Source organism: Niveibacterium terrae, from assembly GCF_048213115.1.
Classification (GTDB): Bacteria; Pseudomonadota; Gammaproteobacteria; order Burkholderiales; family Rhodocyclaceae; genus Niveibacterium; species Niveibacterium terrae.
In genome coordinates this window covers 466,308-485,524 of sequence record NZ_CP172404.1, presented here as the reverse complement: position 1 = coordinate 485,524, position 19,217 = coordinate 466,308, and the positions used below count along the sequence as shown (strand labels likewise).

The following is a 19,217-nucleotide window of genomic DNA, read 5'->3' as shown; positions in this document are numbered from 1 at the left end:
CGGGTTGTCGACACGGTAAGCGGACAGCGCAATTCCGTCTTGTCGAAACTTGGGGTTTTGCCTCAGCGTATCGCCTGCTTCCACTCTTCTTCGAAGGTGCGCACCAGGTTCTGCGCATTGAGCCGGTTCGGTTCGGCGGCGATCCGCCCCATGTCGGGCGGGAAGACGAAGAGGCCGGGAAGGCCAGCGGCATCGAGGAAGCGGGTCGGCACGGGCAGGCGGGCCGGGGGCCGGTAATCCTCAAAACCAGCGAGGATGAAGCCCCACTCGCCAAAAGAGGGAACCAATGCATGGTAGGGAGAGACCTTGAGCCCGGCCGCTTCCAGCGTCGCCACGACGGTCCAGAAGGCCTTGCGCCCGTAGTAGGGACTGGTGGACTGCACGACGATCCGGCCATGAGGGGCGAGCCGGCGCTGCAACAGCCGGTAAAACGGCACCGTGTAGAGCTTGCCGACCGCAAAACTGGTCGGATCGGGAAAATCGACGACGACGAAGTCGAAGAGTCCTTCGGCCGTCTCCAGCCAGCGCGCCGCGTCGGCGTTGATGACCCTGACTCTTGGTGAATTGAAGGCATCGCCATTGAGTTTGCGCAGCGGCGGCGAGGACCGGAACAGCGTCGTCATCTCCGGATCCAGATCGACCAGGGTCACTTCGCGAACTTGCGGATACTTGAGGATCTCCCGCACCGCGAGCCCGTCTCCGCCGCCCAGCACGAGCACCCGGCGCGCGGCCGGCAGCGAGGCGAGCCCGGGGTGGACCAGCGCCTCGTGGTAGCGATACTCGTCACGGGACGAGAATTGCAGATTGTTGTTCAGAAACAGGCGAAGGTCGTCGCGCCAGCGGGTGACCACGATCCTCTGGTAGGGCGTCGTCCGGGTATAGAGGATCTCGTCGCTGTACATCTGCTGTTCGGCCCAAGCTGTGAAACGCCCCGCGCCAACGAAGCCCGCCGCGATCAGCAGCATCGCCGCCAGCGCCTGCAGCAGCAGAGCCGGCGAGCGTGGCAGCTGGGCGCGGAAGACCCGCACGGCCCACAGCGCGACCGCCGCGTTCATCAAACCGAACATCAGACCGGTGCGCACGAGGCCAAGATGGGGGGCGAGCAGCAGCGGGAAGGCCAGCGAGACAGCCAGGGCGCCGAGATAATCGACGGTCAGGACCTGCGAGACCAGATCGCGCAGGCTCAGGTCGCGCTTGAGTATCCGCATCACCAGCGGGATCTCCAGTCCAACCAGTACCCCGACCGCGAGCACGACCGCATAGAGCAAAAGCCGGAAAGGCCCGGCATCGAAAGCGAAGACCGCGAACAGCGCCGCCGCAGAAAAGCCGCCGACGATGCCGACAAGCAGTTCGAGCTGGACGAAGCGCAGCACCAGGGCCCGCTCGATGTAGCGCGACAGCCACGAGCCGATGCCCATCGCGAACAGATAGGTGCCGATCACCGTCGAAAACTGGGTCACCGAGTCGCCGAGCAGATAGCTCGACTGCGCCCCGGTCACGAGCTCATAGGCGAGCCCGCACGACGCGATGATGAAGACCGATGCCAGCAGCGCGTGGCGCTGACCACGCCCTGTTTCCGTCATGCAGCGCCTTTCAGTGAATCGCCGCCGCGACGATGATCGCGATGCCAAGGCACATTGCCGCAACGATGATCGCCAAAGGCAGGTTGCGGTCACGGACGATCTCGCGCCACAGATCGTAAGGCGTGATCTTGTCCACAACGATGAAGGACAACCAGAAGATCGCGACGCCCAGGATCGAATAGACGACCGACGCGACGAGCGGTTTGATGCTGAACCATTCCATCAGATTTCTCCCATGATCACTTGTGATAGACGCGGCCGGAACCGCCCCAGCTGCTACCGGCACCGCGCGGGCCGACTCCGCCGCGCTCGTCGAACAGCCCCCAGCCCCGGCGGTCAGCCCAGCCCAGAGCGGCGAGGGCGATCAAGGCTGCGATCAGATAGTTGCGCATCAGTCTTCCTCTTTCTCGGCTCCGCTGCGCGGATGGTCGCTCCAGGCCCAGCGCGAAGTCTCGAATGAGGAGGCGCGCTGCCAGTTGAAGATCGGCCAGAGGGCGAGGAAGATCCAGCAGATCAGCAGGTTCGTGAAAGGCGCCGGAGCGCTCTGCAAGGAGAGGGTGTCGGTGAGTCCGGGAGCGGCATCCGGAGCGGCTTCGCCGTGGACGACGAGGCTGTACTCGCCGGCCGGCACACCATAGAAGACCGTCTCGCCCTCCTGTTTGCCTTCTGACCAGCTCTCGCCGTCGTCGACGCCCGAATAGTAGGACAGCTCCTTGCTGGCCGAATAGATCTGCCCGGTTTTGCGGTTGACCAACTCGGTCTGCACATTGACCCAGCTGTTCGATACCGGAGCGCGGTGATGCAACTCCAGCCTCGCGATGTCGCGGTCGATCCGGAAAGCTTCGCTGCTCGAAGAGCTCTCGACGCCAGGCACGAGTTCGAAGCGGGTCGAGAAAACAGTGCGCCCCGACGCGCCTCCGCCCAGCGCGAAATGCACGATCAGCGCGAACAAAGCGCTCGCGAGCAGCGCCAGCAGCAAAGGAACGCTCCGCTGCCCATAGGGGTTGGGCTGGCAGGCGTTGATTCCGCCCGGCGGCGGCAAAGCGCGTTTGAGACCGAAGGCCTTCGTGATCTCTTCGGGTGAGAGGTATTCACCCTGCGACCAGGTGATCTCGCTCGCCGATTTCTCGTGCGAGAGGATCTGCGGCGGCGCGATGTAGTCGGTCACTTCGACCTGCTCGCCCACCGAAACCTTCCACGTGAACTCGCCGAGCACGAAGCGCGTCTCGCCCCGGTAGCTCGCGAAGTGGCGGAACTCCTTGCCGTTCAAACGCACGTCCTGCCCGCCGAATCTGGACATCGCGGGCTGGCTGTTGAGCTGGCGGATGAAGTTCCAGTGGCCGCGCTCGGCGGCAAGCCAGGCAAAACCACCATGGCCATCGTAGAGCAGGTACTCGTCCCAGTCAGCTCCGATCTCGCCGACCGTGCTCTTGCGCTGAAAACCGATCGCCTCCCATTCCTGCCCCGCGAGCTTGCCCCGGCTGCCCAGAGGCAGGGCAGGAAGAATGGTCGAGCCCGCCTTGGCCGCCTTGCGCACCTTCGCGAGCTCGCCGTCGACGTCGGACAGCGCGCCGCAGGCTGGACAGGCGACCGAGAGGATGGCCTGATCATGCAGATGCCAGGGACTGCCGCAGCTGGGGCAGGCAAGGGCCAAAGCCTTGTGCTTCGGTTTTTCGACCAAGGCTTCGCGGGCCCGATCGCGCAGATTCCCGAGCTTCAGCGTCCCGGCTTCGACCGCTTCGCCGACGAAGCACTGCGGAGGAGATTCCGAATAGTCCAGCGTCGCAAACGCATCCGCTGATCTCAAGTCGACGACGTTCGCGACATATCCCGCGCCGGCGATGAAAGGCAACTCGCCTTCTCCGGACAGGCAGACCGCTTCTTCCTTGTTCGTAACCTCGAAGACCTTGCCGGCGAGCGCCATCTTCTGGCCGGGTTTGATCGCAGCGAAGCCAGGGACTTCGGACGCGAGGCGCAGCGGCAGCGTCAGCGTCCACAAACCCTGAGCGTCGGAGAGCCAACCGTGGCGCTGATCGTCAAAGACGATGTGCCATTCGTTCCAGGCACCTGCTCCGTAGCGCATCTGCAATCGGCCGAGCACCGCGAAGCCGACGCCCCGCCAGCTGCCGGTCGAGCCGATCTGCAGCGGGGAGTCGTCGGCCAGAAGCTCAGCCATCTTGCCGAGATTCTTCAGCGCTTCGCCGTCGCGCGCCAGCGTGCTGCGGCAGAAGGGACAGACGGCCACGGCCGAGCCGGCCGACTGGAAGCGGACCGGAGCGCCGCAGCTGGAACAGGAGACCTGGACAGGCATCGCGGATCAGCCGAGCTTGCCGAGCAGCTCCGCCTTCTTGGCTGCGAATTCCTCTTCGGACAGGATGCCCTTCTCCATCAGGCCGTGCAGCTTTTCAAGCAGCGCGACGACTTCATCGGCGCTGGGCACGGCAGCGGCGGCGGCTGGAGTGGCCTGAGCGAGAGCGCCGACCATCGCCTGCCCCATCGTCAGCCCGGCACCGAGCGCGGCGCCGGCCCCGGCGAGTCCGCCTTCGTTGCCAGCCGCGATCGGGATACTGTTGGCGACCTGGTACTGCGTGAACTTGCCCAGATCGCCGACCATGTTGATGCCGATCCGCTGATCGAGCACTTTCTGCAGCTCTTCGGGCAGCGACACGTTCTCGACGACGAAGCTGTCCAGCGCGAGGCCCAATCGTTCGAACTGGGGTGCGAGGTGAGCCTTCAGCTGAGCGCCGAATTCGGCCTGGTTGGCCGCCATGTCGAGGAAGGGGATTCCCGACTCGCCGAACAGATCGGTCATCGCCGAGATCACGGTTCCGCGCAGCTGGCCGTCAAGGTCTTCGACCGTATAGCGCTCGCGGGTGCCGCTGACCTGGGAGTGGAAGAGCTTCGCGTCGAGGATGCGGTAGGAATAGAGGCCGAAAGCGCGCAGCCTGACCATGCCGAAATCCTTGTCGCGGATCGTGATCGGCTGGGGCGTTCCCCATTTTCGGTCGAGCTTGAGTCGCGTGCTGAAGAAATAGACATCGCTCTTGAACGGCGACTCGAAGAGCTTGTCCCAGTTCTTCAGGTTGGTCAGCAGGGGCAGGGTTCGCGTCGTCAGCGTGTGCAGGCCGGCAGGGAACACGTCGGCCACCTGACCTTCATTGACGAAGAGCGCGAGCTGGGATTCGCGGACCGTCAGCTGAGCTCCGTACTGGATTTCCATGTCCCGCATCGGATAGCGCCAAGCCAGCACGCTCTCATCGTCCTCGGTCCAGTGGATGACGTCGATGAACTGTTTCTTGATGAAATCGACCAGCGACATGGCGACCCTCCTGATGCAGAAGGGGTAATGCTACCCGAGCCCGGGCCGCAGTGGGCGTTCAGGTTTCGCTGCGGACGATGTTCAGCAGGCCTTCGAGAACCAGATTGGGGAAATCCAGCCGTGGAGGCGCGATCAGCGGAGCCAACGCCGACGCCGAACCGCCCGACAACACGACGGTCGTACCGAAGGGCATCTGGCCGCGAAAGCGTTCGACCGCCCCGGCCTGCGCATAACGGATTCCGGTCTCGATCGCATCGTGCGTGTTCTGCGGAAAGGGCACGCACTGGCCTTCAGCCAGAGGCAGGGCCGCGGTCCCGGACGCCAGAGCGCGCTGCATCAGGCCGTGCCCGGGCAGGATCAGGCCACCGAGAAAAGAGCCGTGCTCGTCGATCGCATCGACGGTCGTCGCGGTGCCGGCCGAGACGACGACACAAGCGCCCTTGACGCGATGCCAGGCGCCGATCGCAGCCGCCCAGCGGTCCGCGCCGAGCCGCGTCGGATCCGCATAGAGGTTGCGCACGCCGCAGCGCTCGAATTCGGCCTTGAGCCATTCGGTGCGGTCCATCCACGGCACCAGCATCTGCAGAAGCCTCAGACGCACCGGCTCCGACGCGACATGCGCGACCAGGATGCGGTGAGGGGTTCCGAAGCGCGTGAAATTGACCGCGCCCAGCGCTTCGTGGGAGATGTCCTCGCGACAGATCCACTGCTGACCATCGTGCCAACCGAACTTGATCCGGGTATTGCCCGCATCGACCAGAAGCATCATTGCGCGGCCCTCCTCAGCGAAACATCGCCTCCCAGAACCCGGCGCACGACGGAGCCGACACGCAGCAGCAGCGCTCCATCAGCGTCGACCCCGGCACAGAGGCCCAGAGTTTCACCGTCGTCCTCGATCAGCCTGACCGTTTGCCCGGCCAGACCGTTGCACGCCAGCCAGTCTTCGCGCTGGCCGGCAAAGCCTTCGCGGGCGAAGCGCTCAAAACGGATCGCCAGCCGGGTCAGCACAGCGGCGAGCACTTCGGCACCATCGACGGGCCGGGGGAGCGCATCGCTGAGCGCCGCGACGGGCTGATCGAGTCGGGAAGCCCCGGCAGGCAAGTCCAGGTTCAGACCTATGCCGACGACAGCACCGACCCGCGAGCCGCTCTGCTGCAGTTCGACGAGCAAACCGCAGAGCTTGCGCCCATCGAGCCAGACATCGTTGGGCCACTTCAAGGCCAGACCTGCAACGCCCAAGGAGGAGAGCGCATCGACGACGGCCAAGCCGGCAACCAGGGAAAGGCCATCGAGCGAGATCGAAGAATCGAAGCGCCAGAGCAGCGAAAAAGTCAGACTGTCCCCGACGGTGGAGATCCACGCCCGGCCACGCCGGCCGCGGCCCGCCGTCTGCTCCAGAGCCCACAGCACGCTGCCCGAAGGCGCGCCCCGGGAGGCTCGTTCAAGCAGCAGGGAGTTGGTCGAGGAACAGGATTCAAGCAGGTCGGCGTCGAAGCGGGTCGAGTATTCGCCCAGGGCCGCCTTGAGGCGCAGAAGTTCGGTATCGGTACGGTCGCTCACGGAAGGCTTCGCCGTGGTGCAAAGGCGCGAGTTTAGCGGCGGATTCGGACGTGCGCGAGAAATCGGCGAAATTTCGTGAAACTGTGGTGCGCAGGCTAAAACGCACCACAGTAGTGCATCAGTTTTCCGCGTCCATCCCGAGCTCCTGGATCTTGCGCGTGATCGTGTTGCGACCAATGCCCAGCAGCTGGGCCGCTTCAACCCGCTTGCCTCCGGTCAGGTTCAGCGCGCGGCGGATCAGCACCCGTTCAAACTCGTGAGTCAGCCTGTCAAAGACTTCGCCCGGCTGCCCCGCAAGCATCCGGTCGGCCTCGGTGGCCAACGCTTCGACCCAGGACGAGCTGACCGGACGAGCAGCCTGCTCGCGCAACTCGGAAGGCAGGTCGGCGACATCGACGGTCTGGCCAGGCGCCATCACGGTCAGCCAGTGACAGAGGTTTTCGAGCTGGCGCACGTTGCCGGGAAAATCGAGGGTCTGCATGTACTTGAGCGCGGTCGGCGTCAGCCTCTTCGTCTCGACACCGAGTTCCAAAGCGCTGCGCGCGAGGAAGTGGTGGGCGAGCAGAGGAATGTCTTCGCGCCGCTCGCGCAGCGACGGCAGCCTGAGCCGGATCACGTTCAGGCGGTGGAACAGGTCTTCGCGGAACAGGCCGTCGCGAACCCGATCTTCGAGGTTCTGGTGCGTCGCGGCGATGACCCGGACATTCGCCTTGATCGGCTGCTGTCCGCCGACCCGGTAGAAGTGCCCGTCCGACAGCACCCTGAGCAGCCGGGTCTGCAGCTCGGCGGGCATGTCGCCGATCTCGTCGAGGAAGAGCGTGCCGCCTTCGGCCTGCTCAAAACGGCCCCGGCGCTGCGTGTTCGCGCCGGTGAAGGCGCCGCGTTCGTGACCGAAAAGCTCGGACTCGAGCAGATCTTTCGGAATGGCCGCCGTATTGATCGCAATGAAAGGCGCCTGTTTGCGCGGGCTGTGGCGGTGCAGCGCGCGCGCAACGAGCTCCTTGCCCGAACCGGATTCGCCATTGATCATCACCGTCGCATGGGACTGGGCGAGGCGCCCGATCGCGCGGAACACTTCCTGCATCGCCGGCGCCTGGCCGAGGATCTCGGGCACCGTCGAGGATTCCTCGGGCACCGTGCCGCGCGTGCGCGACTCTTCGATCGCTCGCCGCACCAGCTCGACCGCCTGATCGACGTCGAAAGGCTTGGGCAGGTACTCGAAAGCTCCGCCCTGGAAAGCCGATACCGCGCTGTCCAGATCCGAATACGCGGTCATGATGATGACCGGCAGCTGCGGAAAGCGCGCCTTGACCTTCTCCAGCAGCACCAGCCCGCTCTCGCCGGGCATCCTGATGTCACTCATCATCGCCTGCGGAGGCGGGGCTCCGCCATCGAGTTCGGCCTGCGCCTCGGAGGCGGAAGAAAAGCTGCGGTGCGCGATCCCTTCCCGGGAAAGGGCCTTTTCGAGCACCCAGCGGATGGAGCGGTCGTCATCGACAATCCAGACAGGATTCATGTTCATTCCGGACAAAGCAGGGTTGAAGGCAGGGCGCGAACGCCTCACGCGGATTCGATAATCGGCAACACGATCGTGAAACAGGTGCGCCCCGGGGTGCTCTCGACGTCGATCATCCCCTGGTGCTGTTCGACAAAGCTCTGCGCGATCGAGAGCCCCAGGCCGCTGCCACTGTCGCGGCCGGACACCAGCGGATAGAAGATGCGGTCGCGGATCGCCTCGGGAATTCCCGGACCGCTGTCGATGATCTGAAGTTCCAGCGCCAGCTTGAAACGCCTCTTGGCCAGCGTGACCTGCCGCGCCGCACGCGAGCGCAGCACGATGTCGCCTTCGCCCTTCATCGCCTGCGCGGCGTTGCGCGCGATGTTCAGCACGACCTGGATCAGCTGTTCGCGATCGCCGGTCATCTCGGGCAGGCTGATGTCGTAGTCGCGGCGCACCGCGACTCCGGGAAACTCGGCGACGATCAGGCGCTGCACGCGTTCGAGCACGTCGTGGATATTGACCGGGCCCGGCTGCATGGCCCGCTTTGAATTGAGCAGCCGGTGCATCAACTCCTGCAGCCGATCGGCTTCGGCGATGATGACCTGGGTGAACTCCTTGAGCAGGGGATCGGCGAGCTCGCGTTCGAGAAGCTGGGCCGAACCGCGGATTCCTCCGAGCGGATTCTTGATCTCGTGCGCAAGGTTGCGAATCAGCTCGCGATTGGCCTGCTGCTGCTCGATCAGTCTCTCCTCGCGCGCGACCTTGAGCTGCGCGTCGAGGGGACGGAACTCCATCAGCAGACTCGCACCGGCCAGCGAGACCGGAGTCGCCGTGCAGTCGACATGCAGCGTGTCGCGCCCGGGGCGGTTCAGAACGAGGTTCTGCCCCGTATAGCTCCAGTTGTTGACGAGGGCGTTGTCGAGCGCCGAAGACAGGCCCGGAGGATCGCCGAGCAGCGCCACGAGCGACTGACCTTCGGCCTGGCGCGCCGAAAACTCAAAGAGATTCTCGGCCGCCGGATTCATGTAGCGAACGATGCGCCGCTCATCGACGAGAAGCACCGCTGAAGCGAGAAACTCCAGCCCGGCAATCCGGGGATCAGAAAAGACGGGGGCGACGGGAGTGCGATTCATGCCAAAACCTTAGCAAGAAACGCGCCACTCAGTTCACCCGTGCGGGCCTGCAGTGCATCCCGCGGCGGCCTGAGGCCGCGCCTCATTTGAGGTTGCCGATTTCCTTGCGGATCGCTTCGATATTGCGCTCGTGCAGCTCGACCTTGTCCTTGAAGGGCTGGACGCGTTCGAGCACTTTCGCGTAGTTCTTCTCGTTGCCGCTGCGCTGGGCTTCTTGCTCGGCGAGCTCTTTCTTCGACGTCTCAAGCAACTGACGCTCGGTGGCCAGTTCGGTCTCGAGGATCTGGCGGCGGTCTCCGTCACGCGACTTCTGAGTCCCCGCATCGACCTTGGGGAAGCTGGACGGCGATGCGGCACCCGGAGAGGCCTTGCGCGTCGCGGACGGAACCGTCGTGACCGGGGTCGTCTCCCTCGACAGCACGGTACAGCCCCGCTCGCCGTACTTCGAGTTCGTATACGTAATGCGCCCGGAGACCGGATCCACGCATTTGTAAACATCGGCCCTCGCCGGCAAGGCACAGGAAAGGCCCAGGAAACAGGCGAAACAGAGAAGCGGTTTCATGCGAATGTCACATCAGCGAAGGAAGGTTGAGTTTAGGCGTCCGCCGTATCCTTGCCAAGCCGGAAAGTGCAAAAGAAAAGGGGACAAGCCAGGCTTGTCCCCTTCAACGCAGCAAGCCGGGAAAGGCTTACAGCGAATAGTACATTTCAAACTCGAGCGGAGTCGTCGTCATCCGGAAGCGGTTCACTTCTTCCATCTTCAGACCGATGTAGGCATCGATGAACTCGTTCGAGAACACACCACCGCGGGTCAGGAACTCGCGATCCTTGTCCAGGTACTCAAGAGCCTGATCCAGCGACGAGCAGACCGTCGGGATCAGCGCGTCTTCTTCCGGCGGCAGATCGTAGAGGTTCTTGTCGGCCGCTTCACCCGGATGGATCTTGTTCTGGATGCCGTCGAGGCCGGCCATCATCAGCGCCGCGAAGCACAGGTAGGGGTTCGCACCCGGATCCGGGAAGCGGGTTTCGATGCGGCGCGCCTTGTCGGAATTGACGAAGGGGATACGGATCGAAGCCGAGCGGTTACGGCCGGAGTAAGCCAGCTTGACCGGAGCTTCGAAGCCCGGAACCAGACGCTTGTAGGAGTTGGTCAGCGGGTTCGTGATCGCGTTCAGCGCGCGGGCGTGCTTGATGATGCCGCCGATGTAGAACAGCGCGATTTCGGACAGGCCGGCGTAGCCGTTGCCCGCGAACAGGTTCTTGCCGTCCTTCCAGATCGACTGGTGAACGTGCATGCCGGAGCCATTGTCACCGACGATGGGCTTGGGCATGAAGGTCGCGGTCTTGCCGTACTGGTGCGCGACATTATGGACGACGTACTTGAGCATCTGCGTCCAGTCGGCGCGCTTGGTCAGCGTCGCGAACTTGGTGCCGATTTCGTTCTGACCAGCGGTCGCCACTTCGTGGTGATGCACTTCGACCGGGATGCCCATCTTCTCGAGCTCGAGGACCATCGCAGCGCGGATGTCGTTATGGCTGTCAACCGGAGGAACCGGGAAGTAGCCACCCTTGACGCCCGGACGGTGGCCGGTGTTGCCGCCTTCGAACTTTTCGCCAGACGCCCAGGCCGCTTCTTCGGAAGAGATCTTGACCGAAGAGCCGGACATGTCGAGCTTCCATTCGACGCTGTCGAAGATGAAGAATTCGGGTTCCGGACCGAAGAAGGCGGTGTCACCGACACCGGAAGCCTTCAGATAGGCTTCGGCGCGCTTCGCGATACCGCGCGGGCAACGATCGTAGGGCTTCATGTCGGCCGGTTCGAGGACGTCGCAAGACAGAACCAGGGTCGTCTCGTCCATGAAGGGGTCGATGAAGGCGGTGGCCGGATCCGGCATCAGCACCATGTCGGAAGCCTGAATGCCCTTCCAGCCGGCGATCGAGGAACCGTCAAAAGCGTGGCCATGCTCGAACTTTTCTTCATCGAAGGCCGAAACGGGCACGCCAACGTGCTGTTCCTTGCCCTTGGTGTCGGTGAAACGGAAGTCGACGAACTTGACTTCGTTCTCCTTGACCAACTTCATGACGTCTTGAGGGGACATAATTTCTCCTAGCGTAGGGAAGCCAACTGGCGATCAGCGGTAAAGCCCGCGTTCCGGTCGAGGTAAAAAGCACATAACGTGCCATAGCAGATCATTGCCCGCACCATCCCGGAGCAAAACTCCGGCGGCGCACGCAAGCCGGGCATAAGCTTGTAACTCGCCCGGCATTCTGCCACAGACCGGCGGAGGTACCAGAAAGCCCAAGCCCCCGGTGAGGGAAATGGCACGCACAAAAAAAGAGCATAGACGAAAATAATGCACGTTATTGGTGCATAAGGCGGACTTGCCCGCAGCCCCCCCCTCGCGCATACTCGTGCGCCCGAACCGAGAGGTGATGCGATGGGACGTCTCAGCGAATTGCTTGCCCTCGCCGGCGCACGCGGCGAAAAACTCGGCCTCCCCTATTCGGGAGCCCTGACTCCGACGGAAGCCCATGAAGTCTGGCAACTGGCTCCCGGTGCCCGCCTCGTCGATCTGCGTACCCACGCCGAGCTCGAATGGGTCGGCCGGGTTCCCGGAGCCATAGAGATCGAGTGGAACACCTGGCCGGAAGGAGTGCGCAATCCAAACTTCCTGGCCCAGCTTCACCATCAGGTCGACCCCGAGGCTCTGCTGCTCTTGCTGTGCCGCAGCGGAGCACGCTCACACTACGCAGCCCTGCTCGCCCAGCAAGCCGGGTACGCAACGTGCTACAACATCCTCGAAGGCTTCGAAGGCGACCGCGACGCACACGGCCAGCGTGGTCACATCGGTGGCTGGCGATTCGCCGGCCTGCCCTGGACGCAGGCGTAAACCCTAACCCTCCCCCGACATATACCCATGCAATCCGCTCCTATCAGTTTCGACCGTTTCGATTCCCTGCGCGAAGAGGAAGCCCAGCAGCGCATAGACGCTGCACGCGCGCGCCTGGGCAAGAAAGCCGTTCTGCTGGTCCACCATTACCAACGCGCCGACATCTTCCGCCACGCCGACCTGACCGGTGACTCGCTGCGCCTCTCGCGGCTCGCGAGCCAGTCCGAAGCCGACTTCATCGTCTTCTGTGGCGTCCATTTCATGGCGGAGGTCGCCGACATCCTCTCCCGTCCCGAACAGGTCTCGATTCTTCCCGACCTCGCGGCCGGCTGTTCGATGGCCGACATGGCCACGCTCGCCAAGGTCGAACGCTGCTGGCGAGAGCTCGCCGAAGTGCTCGGCGAAGCCCCCGACTCGCGCTTCACGCCGGTCACCTACATCAATTCGGCGGCCGACCTGAAGGCATTCTGCGGTGAGCACGGCGGCATCGTCTGCACTTCGTCGAATGCCCGCACGATCCTCGACTGGAGCTTCGCGCAGCGGCCGGGCGTGCTCTTTTTCCCTGATCAGCACCTGGGGCGCTGGACCGCGCACCAGATGGGCGTCTCGCTCGACGAGATGGCGGTCTGGGATCCCGACCAGAGATACGGCGGGCTGACGCCCGAGAAGATCCGCTCAGCAAAGATGCTGCTCTGGAAAGGGCACTGCGCGGTGCACCAGATGTTCCAGCCCGCCCATATCCAGCGCTGGCGGGAAAAGCACCCGGAAGGCTTCGTGATCTCCCACCCGGAGAGCCCGTTCGAAGTCTGCCGCCAGTCCGATCATGTCGGTTCGACTGAGCTGATCATCAAGACGGTCAAGGACGCGCCGGCCGGATCCCGCTGGCTGGTCGGCACCGAGCTGAACCTGGTGAGCCGCCTCGCCGAGGAAGTACGCGCCGAGGGCAAGATCGTCGAGTTCATGTCGCCGACCGTCTGCATGTGCTCGACGATGCAGCGCATCGACCCTCAGCATCTGGCCTGGACACTGGAGAACCTCGCCGACGGCAATGTCGTCAACCGGATCACGGTTCCGGAACACGAGGCCGCACTCGCCCGGCTGTCGCTGGAACGGATGCTCTCCGTGTCCTGATTGCTGGCCGAGCCTCCGGGTTTGCGGCAAACTGGCAAGGCCTTCCCGAAAAGGCCTTGCGATGACTCGACTCCGGATCTGTTCGTACAACATCCATAAAGGCTTTTCGCAATTCAACCGCCGCATGGTCGTCCACGACCTGCGCGATCGGCTGCGAACACTCAATGCCGACCTGATGTTCCTTCAGGAAGTGCAGGGCATGCACAGCGGCCACGCGCAAAACCAGCCCGACTGGCCGGCGATGCCCCAGCACAAATTTCTCGCGCACGGCGTCTGGCCCCAGGTCGCCTACGGAGGCAATGCGGTGCACCGTCAGGGCCATCACGGCAACGCGGTGATCTCCAAACTACCCATCCTCAAAGCCGACAACCTCGACATCTCGCTGACTCGTTTCGAGCGGCGCGGTCTGCTGCACTGCACGCTGGAGCTTCCCGACGGCCACACCCTGCATGCGATCTGCGTCCATGTCTCGCTGACCGACTCGCAGCGCCGGCGCCAGCTCGCGACGCTGGCCGATCTGGTGCAGAAGCTCCCCGCCGCCGATCCGCTGATCATCGCCGGAGACTTCAACGACTGGCGCGGCAAGGCCAACGCGTGGCTCGTGCACCGGATGGGCCTGCAGGAAGTCTTCACACAGCTGGGCGGAGGGCCGGCGCGCAGCTTCCCCTGTCGCCTGCCGCTGCTGACCCTGGACCGGATCTATGTGCGCGGCCTGCGCCCCTTGACCGCCAGGGTTCTGGGCGGCGCGGAGTGGGCGGGAATCTCGGATCACGCCCCCCTGCTCGCGGAACTCGAATGCCCATGAGAAGGCTCAAGAGCGGCAACCGGGTCACCCTGCTCGAATGCGGGCAGCAGTTCTTTCCGGCGCTGATCCGTGCGATCGATGCCGCCCGCGCGGAAGTCCATCTGGAAACCTATATCTTCGCCCGCGACCCCAGCGGCGAAGCGGTCGCCGCGGCCCTCTCCCGCGCCGCGGCGCGCGGAGTCGTGGTCAGACTGATGGTCGATGGCTTCGGAGGCCGCGAGTTCGTCGAGCAGATGCTGCCCAGGCTCGTCGAGGCCGGAGTCGACGTGCTGATCTACCGCCGCGAGATCGGTGCACTGACATTTCGCCGCCACCGGCTGCGCCGCCTGCACCGCAAGATCGCGGTCATCGATGGCGCGACCGCCTTCATCGGCGGCATCAACATCATCGACGACGCGGACACTCCGGGCCAGATCCCGCCCCGCTTTGACTATGCGGTCGAAGTCCGGGGGCCAGTGCTCGGCGAGATCCACACAACCGTGCACCGACTCTGGTGGATGCTCAGCTGGGCTTCGCTGCGCCGGCGCCCGCCCTGGCACAGCGCGGTCACGCCGTGCACCGAGGCCGCGGGAAGCCAGCGCGCCGGTTTTCTGGTCCGCGACAATCTGCGTCACCGCCGCGACATCGAGGATGCCTACCTCGCGGCAATCGGCCGGGCCCGAAGCGAGGTCGTGATCGCCTGCGCCTACTTCTTTCCCGGCTATCGCTTCCGCCAGGCTTTGACCGAAGCGGCCCAGCGGGGAGTGCGCGTCATCCTGCTGCTGCAGGGGCGGGTCGAATACCTGCTGCTGCACTACGCAACCCACGCGCTCTACCCTAATCTGCTGTCGGGTGGCGTGCGCATCTTCGAATATCACCGCAGCTTTCTGCACGCCAAGGTCGCGGTGATCGACCGGCACTGGGCAACGGTCGGTTCGTCGAACATCGACCCCTTCAGTCTGTTGCTGTCGCGCGAAGCGAACCTCGTCGTCCGCGACCAGGGCTTCGCGACCGAGCTGCATGCGAGCCTCACGCACGCGATCGCGCAAGGCGCTCGCGAGCTGAAGACTTCGGACTGGAAGAGAGCCGGGCGGTTGCACCGCATTGCGAGCTGGCTCGCCTACGGTACGGTCAGACTCACGATGGGCCTGCTCGGGCTGGGCGGGCGATCCTGAGAAATCCTCAGTCGGCCATCACGCCATCGTGCAGATGGCGACGCACCGACAAGGCTGCGCCGCTCCAGCCGAGGAAGGCGGCGAAACCGATCAAACCCAGCACTTCGGCAAAACCGGGGGGCAGCAGCTCGATCGGAATCCCGTACGCGTCGGCCAGCTGAGCGACCGGAGCGCGCAGACCGATCTGGACCGCAACGACCAGAGCCCAGGCCAGCACACCGCCCAGGGTGCCCTGAAGAGCGCCGAAGTACAGGAAGGGGCGTCTGACCCAGGAGCGGGTCGCGCCGAGCAGCAGACTGACGCCGATTTCATGCCTCTGGGTCAGGATCTGCAGACGGATCGTGTTGAACGTGACGATCACCAGCGCCGCACCGAGCAGCCCCGCGAGCACCAGCACCGCGCTGCGCACGAGGCGCAGCAGCGCGTCGAGGCGCTGAACCCAGGCGGTGTCGAGCTGGACATGGGCGACTCCGGTCAGCGCGCTGACCGTCTGCTGCAGCCGGGCAAACGCGGCGGGCGTCTCATCCCGCGGGCTGATCACGAAAGCATCGGGCAGAGGATTCTGTCCCAGCGTGGACGCGATGTCGCCGAGGCCCGCACCGCTGACGATCTGGCTCAAAGCCTCCTCGCGCGGCACCCAGCGCAGCGCAGCGACGCCGGGATCGGCGCGCAGGATTTTGCCGACTGCATCGGCTTCGGCCCGGCTCGCATCGACATTCATGAATACACTGATCTCGGGGCGACCGGATACGCTCTGAGCCAGGCGGGCCGCATTATCGGCGAGCAGATAACCGAGGGCGGGCAGAGCCAGCGCGATCGCGATCACGATCGCCGACAGCAGGCTGGACAGCGGAGCCTTGATGAGGCGGCGCAACGCCGTCGCGGCGGCGAGTCCGTGCAGGGCAGGAATGTTCATGGCAGCAGCCTCCCGTGGGACAGCACCAGCCGGCGCGGCGTGCGCGCCGCGAAGAGCCGGTCGTCGTGGGTCGCGACGATCACGGTGACTCCAGCCTCGTTGAAGGAGCGGAACAGCGCCGCGATCTCTTCCGCGTAGTCGGCATCGAGGTTCGCGGTCGGTTCATCTGCGATCAGGATGGCCGGACGGTTGACGATCGCCCGAGCGATCGCGGCGCGCTGCTGCTCACCACCGGACAGAGTGACCGGCATCGCCTGGGCGTGCTGCGCGAGTCCGACGCGTTCCAGCGCGGTCGTGGCGCGGCGCTCGGCTTCGCGCCGGGGCAGGCCCGCGATCACCAGCGGCAGCATCACATTGTCGAACACGGTTCGGTCGAGCAGAAGCCGGCTGTCCTGGGTCACGAGTCCGAGGCTGCGGCGCAGATACGGAATCGCGGCGGGCCTCAGCCTGCCGACATCGAGATCATTGACCAGCACCCTGCCCCCGGTCGGACGCTCGACGGCCGAAATCAGGCGCAGCAGAGTGCTCTTGCCCGCCCCGGAGTGGCCACGCAGCACGACCAGTTCCCCGTCGCGTATCTCGAAACTGACCTCGATGAGGCCATCCATCCCGCCCGGATAACGCTTGCTGACACTTTCAAAACGGATCACGCCGACCCATCCTTCCCTGACATGACGCGCGCTCAGCTGGCGCTGGCGTCGTCGAACAGCGCGGAGACGAAATCGCTGGCCACGAAGGGCTGGAGATCATCGATTCCCTCCCCGACTCCGATGTAGCGGATCGGCTTGGGCTGAGTTCGGGCAATCGCCGCCAGCACGCCGCCCTTGGCCGTTCCGTCCAGCTTCGTGACGACGAGACCGGTCACTCCGATCGCGGCATCGAAAGCCTTCAACTGGGCCAGAGCGTTCTGGCCAATGTTCGAGTCGAGCACCAGCAACACCTCATGGGGGCCGCTGGGATCGGCTTTCTGGATCACCCGCCTCACCTTCGCGATCTCCTCCATCAGATGGAGCTGGGTCGGCAGCCTTCCCGCGGTGTCGGCGAGGACGATGTCTATCCCACGGGCGCGCGCCGCGGTAATCGCGTCGAAGACGACCGCGGCCGGGTCTCCGCCATCCTGGGCGATCACAGTCACATCGTTGCGCCGCCCCCACTCCTGGAGCTGTTCGCGCGCCGCAGCGCGGAAGGTGTCGCCGGCCGCGAGCAGTACACTCTTGCCTTCGGCCTGGTAGCGTTTGGCGAGCTTGCCGATCGAAGTCGTCTTGCCCGAACCGTTGACGCCGGCAAGCATGATGATGGTCGGGCGGTGGGCATCGAGGTCGAAGGACTGCTGAAGCGGGGCGAGCAGGCCGGCCAGCAATTCCTTCAATACCGCGCGCAGCTCTTCACCGGTCTCGAGCCGGTCGCGTTTCCAGCGCTTGCGGATCTCGGTGATCAGATACGTCGTCGCTTCGACACCACAGTCGGCGGTCAGCAGAGTCGTCTCGAGTTCTTCGAGCAGATCCTCGTCGATGCGGCGGCGCGAAAAGAGGTCGCCGAGCGCGCCGACTCCTGCCCCCAGAGACGACCCCGCGGCATTGATCTGGGCCCGGGTACGCGAGAGCCCGTTGCGCAGGCGCTCCATCCACGAGAGCTTGGGCGCTTCGACCGGTGCGGGCGTATCCTGGGCCTGGGCTTCGGCGTCGTTTTTGTCTTTTTTCCAGAAACTGAGCATGGGAAATTCCGGGGCGAAGTGGCTGCCGGGCGTGCACAACGGTCAGCCTGCCGCTATCATGCGGCGCCACCCGTTGACAGGCTGTCGGCGGGAGGAAAATTCCTTGGAAGTCTACCAGATGCCCAGTCCTCTCTCCCCCTTCTCAGTCACACCCGGGATCGCCCGATGAACCAGCTGCGCATCGTCGGCGGCCAATGGCGCTCACGCCGCCTGACATTCACCGAGGCTCCCGGCCTCAGGCCGACTCCTGACCGCGTCCGGGAAACCCTGTTCAACTGGCTGGGCCAGGATCTGCAAGGCTGGAACTGCCTGGATCTGTTCGCAGGAAGCGGTGCGCTGGGTTTCGAAGCGGCTTCGCGCGGCGCCGCCCGCGTGACGCTGCTCGAGCAGAATCCTCAGGTTTTTGCAGCATTGCGGCAGAATGCCGAACTTCTGGGCGGAACGGCGCTGCACTGCGTGCGCGGCGATGCGCTGCGCTTTCTCGCAAAGTGCGGCGAGCGCTTCGACCTGATCCTGCTCGACCCGCCCTTCCGGATGGACTGGCTGCCGAAGCTGGAGAAGGAGCTGCCCCGGCTGATCGCCGAGGGCGGTGCGATCTACGTCGAAGCCGAACACGAGATCTCCGAATTTTCCGGCTTCAAAGCCGTCAAGAAGGGGTGCGCCGGCCAAGTCCATTATCATCTGTTCCGAGGAGACTCGATATGAGGGAAGGTGTGGCGGTCTACCCCGGCACTTTCGATCCGCTGACCCGCGGCCACGAAGACCTGGTTCGCCGCGCCGCACGGCTGTTTCCGCAGCTCGTGATCGGCGTCGCCGACAGCCGCGGCAAGCGCCCGATCTTCAGCCTCGCCGAACGCGTCGATATGGCGCGCGAAGTGCTGGCGGATCTGCCCAACGTGACCGTCGAAGGCTTCGACGGCCTGCTGCTCGACTTTCTGAAGAAGCTCGACGCCCGGATCGTCGTGCGCGGCCTGCGCGCCGTCTCGGACTTCGAATACGAATTCCAGATGGCAGGAATGAACCGACGCCTGTATCCGGAGATCGAAACCGTATTCCTGACGCCCGGAGATGAATTCACCTTCCTGTCCGCGACAATGGTGCGGGAGATCGCGCTGCTCGGAGGCGATGTCAGCCAATTCGTCCAGCCCCCCGTGCAAACCCGACTGCATGACAAGCTCAGGCAGAAAACACAGTAAAGAGGAAAACCATGGCTTTGATAATCAGCGATGAATGCATCAACTGCGATGTCTGCGAGCCCGAGTGCCCGAACGGCGCGATCTCGCAAGGCGCAGAGACCTACGAGATCGATCCGGACAAGTGCACCGAGTGCGTCGGTCACTACGAAGAACCTCAGTGCCAGCAGGTCTGCCCGGTCGACTGCATCGCGACCAACCCGGATCGCGTCGAGAACAAGGATCAGCTGATGGCGAAGTTCCTGAAGCTGACCGCGCAGAAGGGCTGAGCCCCCACTGCGACAAAAAAGGCGACCCGCGGGTCGCCTTTTTTTCGT

Annotated in this window: 21 protein-coding genes; 7 read left to right on the top strand and 14 right to left on the bottom strand. The window is 64.4% G+C overall.

The genetic code is table 11. From position 1 onward, the window contains the following. Positions 1-62: 62 nt before the first annotated feature. From ACHFB9_RS02275 to glnA, 11 genes are all read right to left on the bottom strand, one after another. A complete protein-coding gene (locus tag ACHFB9_RS02275; RefSeq protein ID WP_417069364.1) occupies positions 63-1,583 on the bottom strand; it encodes a polyamine aminopropyltransferase in 1,521 nt (506 codons plus the stop codon). A 10-nt stretch (positions 1,584-1,593) separates the two neighbouring features. Continuing rightward, positions 1,594-1,806: a DUF350 domain-containing protein gene (locus ACHFB9_RS02270; protein ID WP_417069363.1), complete on the bottom strand. Its 213-nt coding sequence runs from the start codon at positions 1,804-1,806 to the stop codon at positions 1,594-1,596. A 16-nt stretch (positions 1,807-1,822) separates the two neighbouring features. Further along, positions 1,823-1,975, bottom strand: a complete 153-nt coding sequence (locus ACHFB9_RS02265; RefSeq protein WP_417069362.1) for a hypothetical protein — start codon at positions 1,973-1,975, stop codon at positions 1,823-1,825. Further along, positions 1,975-3,894 (bottom strand): DUF4178 domain-containing protein, encoded by a 1,920-nt coding sequence (locus ACHFB9_RS02260; protein ID WP_417069361.1) that lies wholly within the window; start codon positions 3,892-3,894, stop codon positions 1,975-1,977. The genes ACHFB9_RS02265 and ACHFB9_RS02260 overlap by 1 nt, the downstream gene beginning before the upstream one ends. 6 nt (positions 3,895-3,900) lie before the next feature. Then, a complete protein-coding gene (locus ACHFB9_RS02255; RefSeq protein WP_417069360.1) occupies positions 3,901-4,902 on the bottom strand; it encodes an SPFH domain-containing protein in 1,002 nt (333 codons plus the stop codon). A 58-nt stretch (positions 4,903-4,960) separates the two neighbouring features. Then, positions 4,961-5,671 carry a type III pantothenate kinase gene (locus tag ACHFB9_RS02250; RefSeq protein WP_417069359.1) on the bottom strand — a complete coding sequence of 237 codons (711 nt, stop codon included), beginning with the start codon at positions 5,669-5,671 and terminating at the stop codon, positions 4,961-4,963. Continuing rightward, on the bottom strand, positions 5,668-6,462 hold the full coding sequence (locus tag ACHFB9_RS02245; RefSeq protein WP_417069358.1) for a biotin--[acetyl-CoA-carboxylase] ligase: 795 nt from the start codon (positions 6,460-6,462) through the stop codon (positions 5,668-5,670). The genes ACHFB9_RS02250 and ACHFB9_RS02245 overlap by 4 nt, the downstream gene beginning before the upstream one ends. A gap of 118 nt (positions 6,463-6,580) precedes the next feature. Further along, on the bottom strand, positions 6,581-7,978 hold the full coding sequence (ntrC, locus tag ACHFB9_RS02240; RefSeq protein WP_417069357.1) for a nitrogen regulation protein NR(I): 1,398 nt from the start codon (positions 7,976-7,978) through the stop codon (positions 6,581-6,583). A gap of 44 nt (positions 7,979-8,022) precedes the next feature. Beyond that, complete coding sequence (gene glnL / locus ACHFB9_RS02235; RefSeq protein ID WP_417069356.1) at positions 8,023-9,096, bottom strand: nitrogen regulation protein NR(II); 1,074 nt, start codon at positions 9,094-9,096, stop codon at positions 8,023-8,025. Positions 9,097-9,178: 82 nt separating this feature from the next. Continuing rightward, positions 9,179-9,658: a DUF4124 domain-containing protein gene (locus tag ACHFB9_RS02230; protein ID WP_417069355.1), complete on the bottom strand. Its 480-nt coding sequence runs from the start codon at positions 9,656-9,658 to the stop codon at positions 9,179-9,181. A gap of 127 nt (positions 9,659-9,785) precedes the next feature. Then, a complete protein-coding gene (glnA, locus tag ACHFB9_RS02225; protein ID WP_417069354.1) occupies positions 9,786-11,195 on the bottom strand; it encodes a type I glutamate--ammonia ligase in 1,410 nt (469 codons plus the stop codon). 339 nt (positions 11,196-11,534) lie between these two features. On the opposite strand from glnA, the gene ACHFB9_RS02220 reads away from it, so the two are divergent. From ACHFB9_RS02220 to clsB, 4 genes are all read left to right on the top strand, one after another. After that, a complete protein-coding gene (locus ACHFB9_RS02220; protein WP_417069353.1) occupies positions 11,535-11,987 on the top strand; it encodes a rhodanese-like domain-containing protein in 453 nt (150 codons plus the stop codon). A gap of 27 nt (positions 11,988-12,014) precedes the next feature. Beyond that, a complete protein-coding gene (gene nadA / locus ACHFB9_RS02215) occupies positions 12,015-13,118 on the top strand; it encodes a quinolinate synthase NadA (RefSeq protein ID WP_417069352.1) in 1,104 nt (367 codons plus the stop codon). 61 nt (positions 13,119-13,179) lie between these two features. Then, positions 13,180-13,923: an endonuclease/exonuclease/phosphatase family protein gene (locus tag ACHFB9_RS02210; RefSeq protein WP_417069351.1), complete on the top strand. Its 744-nt coding sequence runs from the start codon at positions 13,180-13,182 to the stop codon at positions 13,921-13,923. Beyond that, positions 13,920-15,077, top strand: a complete 1,158-nt coding sequence (gene clsB, locus ACHFB9_RS02205; protein WP_417069350.1) for a cardiolipin synthase ClsB — start codon at positions 13,920-13,922, stop codon at positions 15,075-15,077. The genes ACHFB9_RS02210 and clsB overlap by 4 nt, the downstream gene beginning before the upstream one ends. 7 nt (positions 15,078-15,084) lie before the next feature. On the opposite strand, the gene ftsX is transcribed toward clsB, so the two are convergent. Genes ftsX through ftsY form a run of 3 tightly spaced genes read right to left on the bottom strand, consistent with a single transcriptional unit; the run spans position 15,085 to position 17,707 of the window. Next, positions 15,085-15,993 (bottom strand): permease-like cell division protein FtsX, encoded by a 909-nt coding sequence (gene ftsX / locus ACHFB9_RS02200; protein ID WP_417069349.1) that lies wholly within the window; start codon positions 15,991-15,993, stop codon positions 15,085-15,087. Next, a complete protein-coding gene (locus ACHFB9_RS02195) occupies positions 15,990-16,643 on the bottom strand; it encodes a cell division ATP-binding protein FtsE (RefSeq protein ID WP_417069348.1) in 654 nt (217 codons plus the stop codon). The genes ftsX and ACHFB9_RS02195 overlap by 4 nt, the downstream gene beginning before the upstream one ends. Before the next feature lie 32 nt (positions 16,644-16,675). Next, positions 16,676-17,707 carry a signal recognition particle-docking protein FtsY gene (gene ftsY, locus ACHFB9_RS02190; protein ID WP_417069347.1) on the bottom strand — a complete coding sequence of 344 codons (1,032 nt, stop codon included), beginning with the start codon at positions 17,705-17,707 and terminating at the stop codon, positions 16,676-16,678. Between the two features lie 165 nt (positions 17,708-17,872). Here ftsY and rsmD point away from each other — a divergent pair, with 165 nt between their 5' ends. From rsmD to ACHFB9_RS02175, 3 genes are read left to right on the top strand one after another with little or no spacing between them, the layout of a single operon-like run. Continuing rightward, positions 17,873-18,412 carry a 16S rRNA (guanine(966)-N(2))-methyltransferase RsmD gene (gene rsmD / locus ACHFB9_RS02185; RefSeq protein ID WP_417069346.1) on the top strand — a complete coding sequence of 180 codons (540 nt, stop codon included), beginning with the start codon at positions 17,873-17,875 and terminating at the stop codon, positions 18,410-18,412. Continuing rightward, positions 18,409-18,903: a pantetheine-phosphate adenylyltransferase gene (gene coaD, locus ACHFB9_RS02180; RefSeq protein ID WP_417069345.1), complete on the top strand. Its 495-nt coding sequence runs from the start codon at positions 18,409-18,411 to the stop codon at positions 18,901-18,903. The genes rsmD and coaD overlap by 4 nt, the downstream gene beginning before the upstream one ends. 11 nt (positions 18,904-18,914) lie before the next feature. Continuing rightward, the gene (locus ACHFB9_RS02175; RefSeq protein WP_417069344.1) at positions 18,915-19,169 is read left to right on the top strand and encodes a YfhL family 4Fe-4S dicluster ferredoxin; all 255 of its coding nucleotides are present in this window, start codon (positions 18,915-18,917) and stop codon (positions 19,167-19,169) included. Positions 19,170-19,217 lie beyond the last annotated feature (48 nt).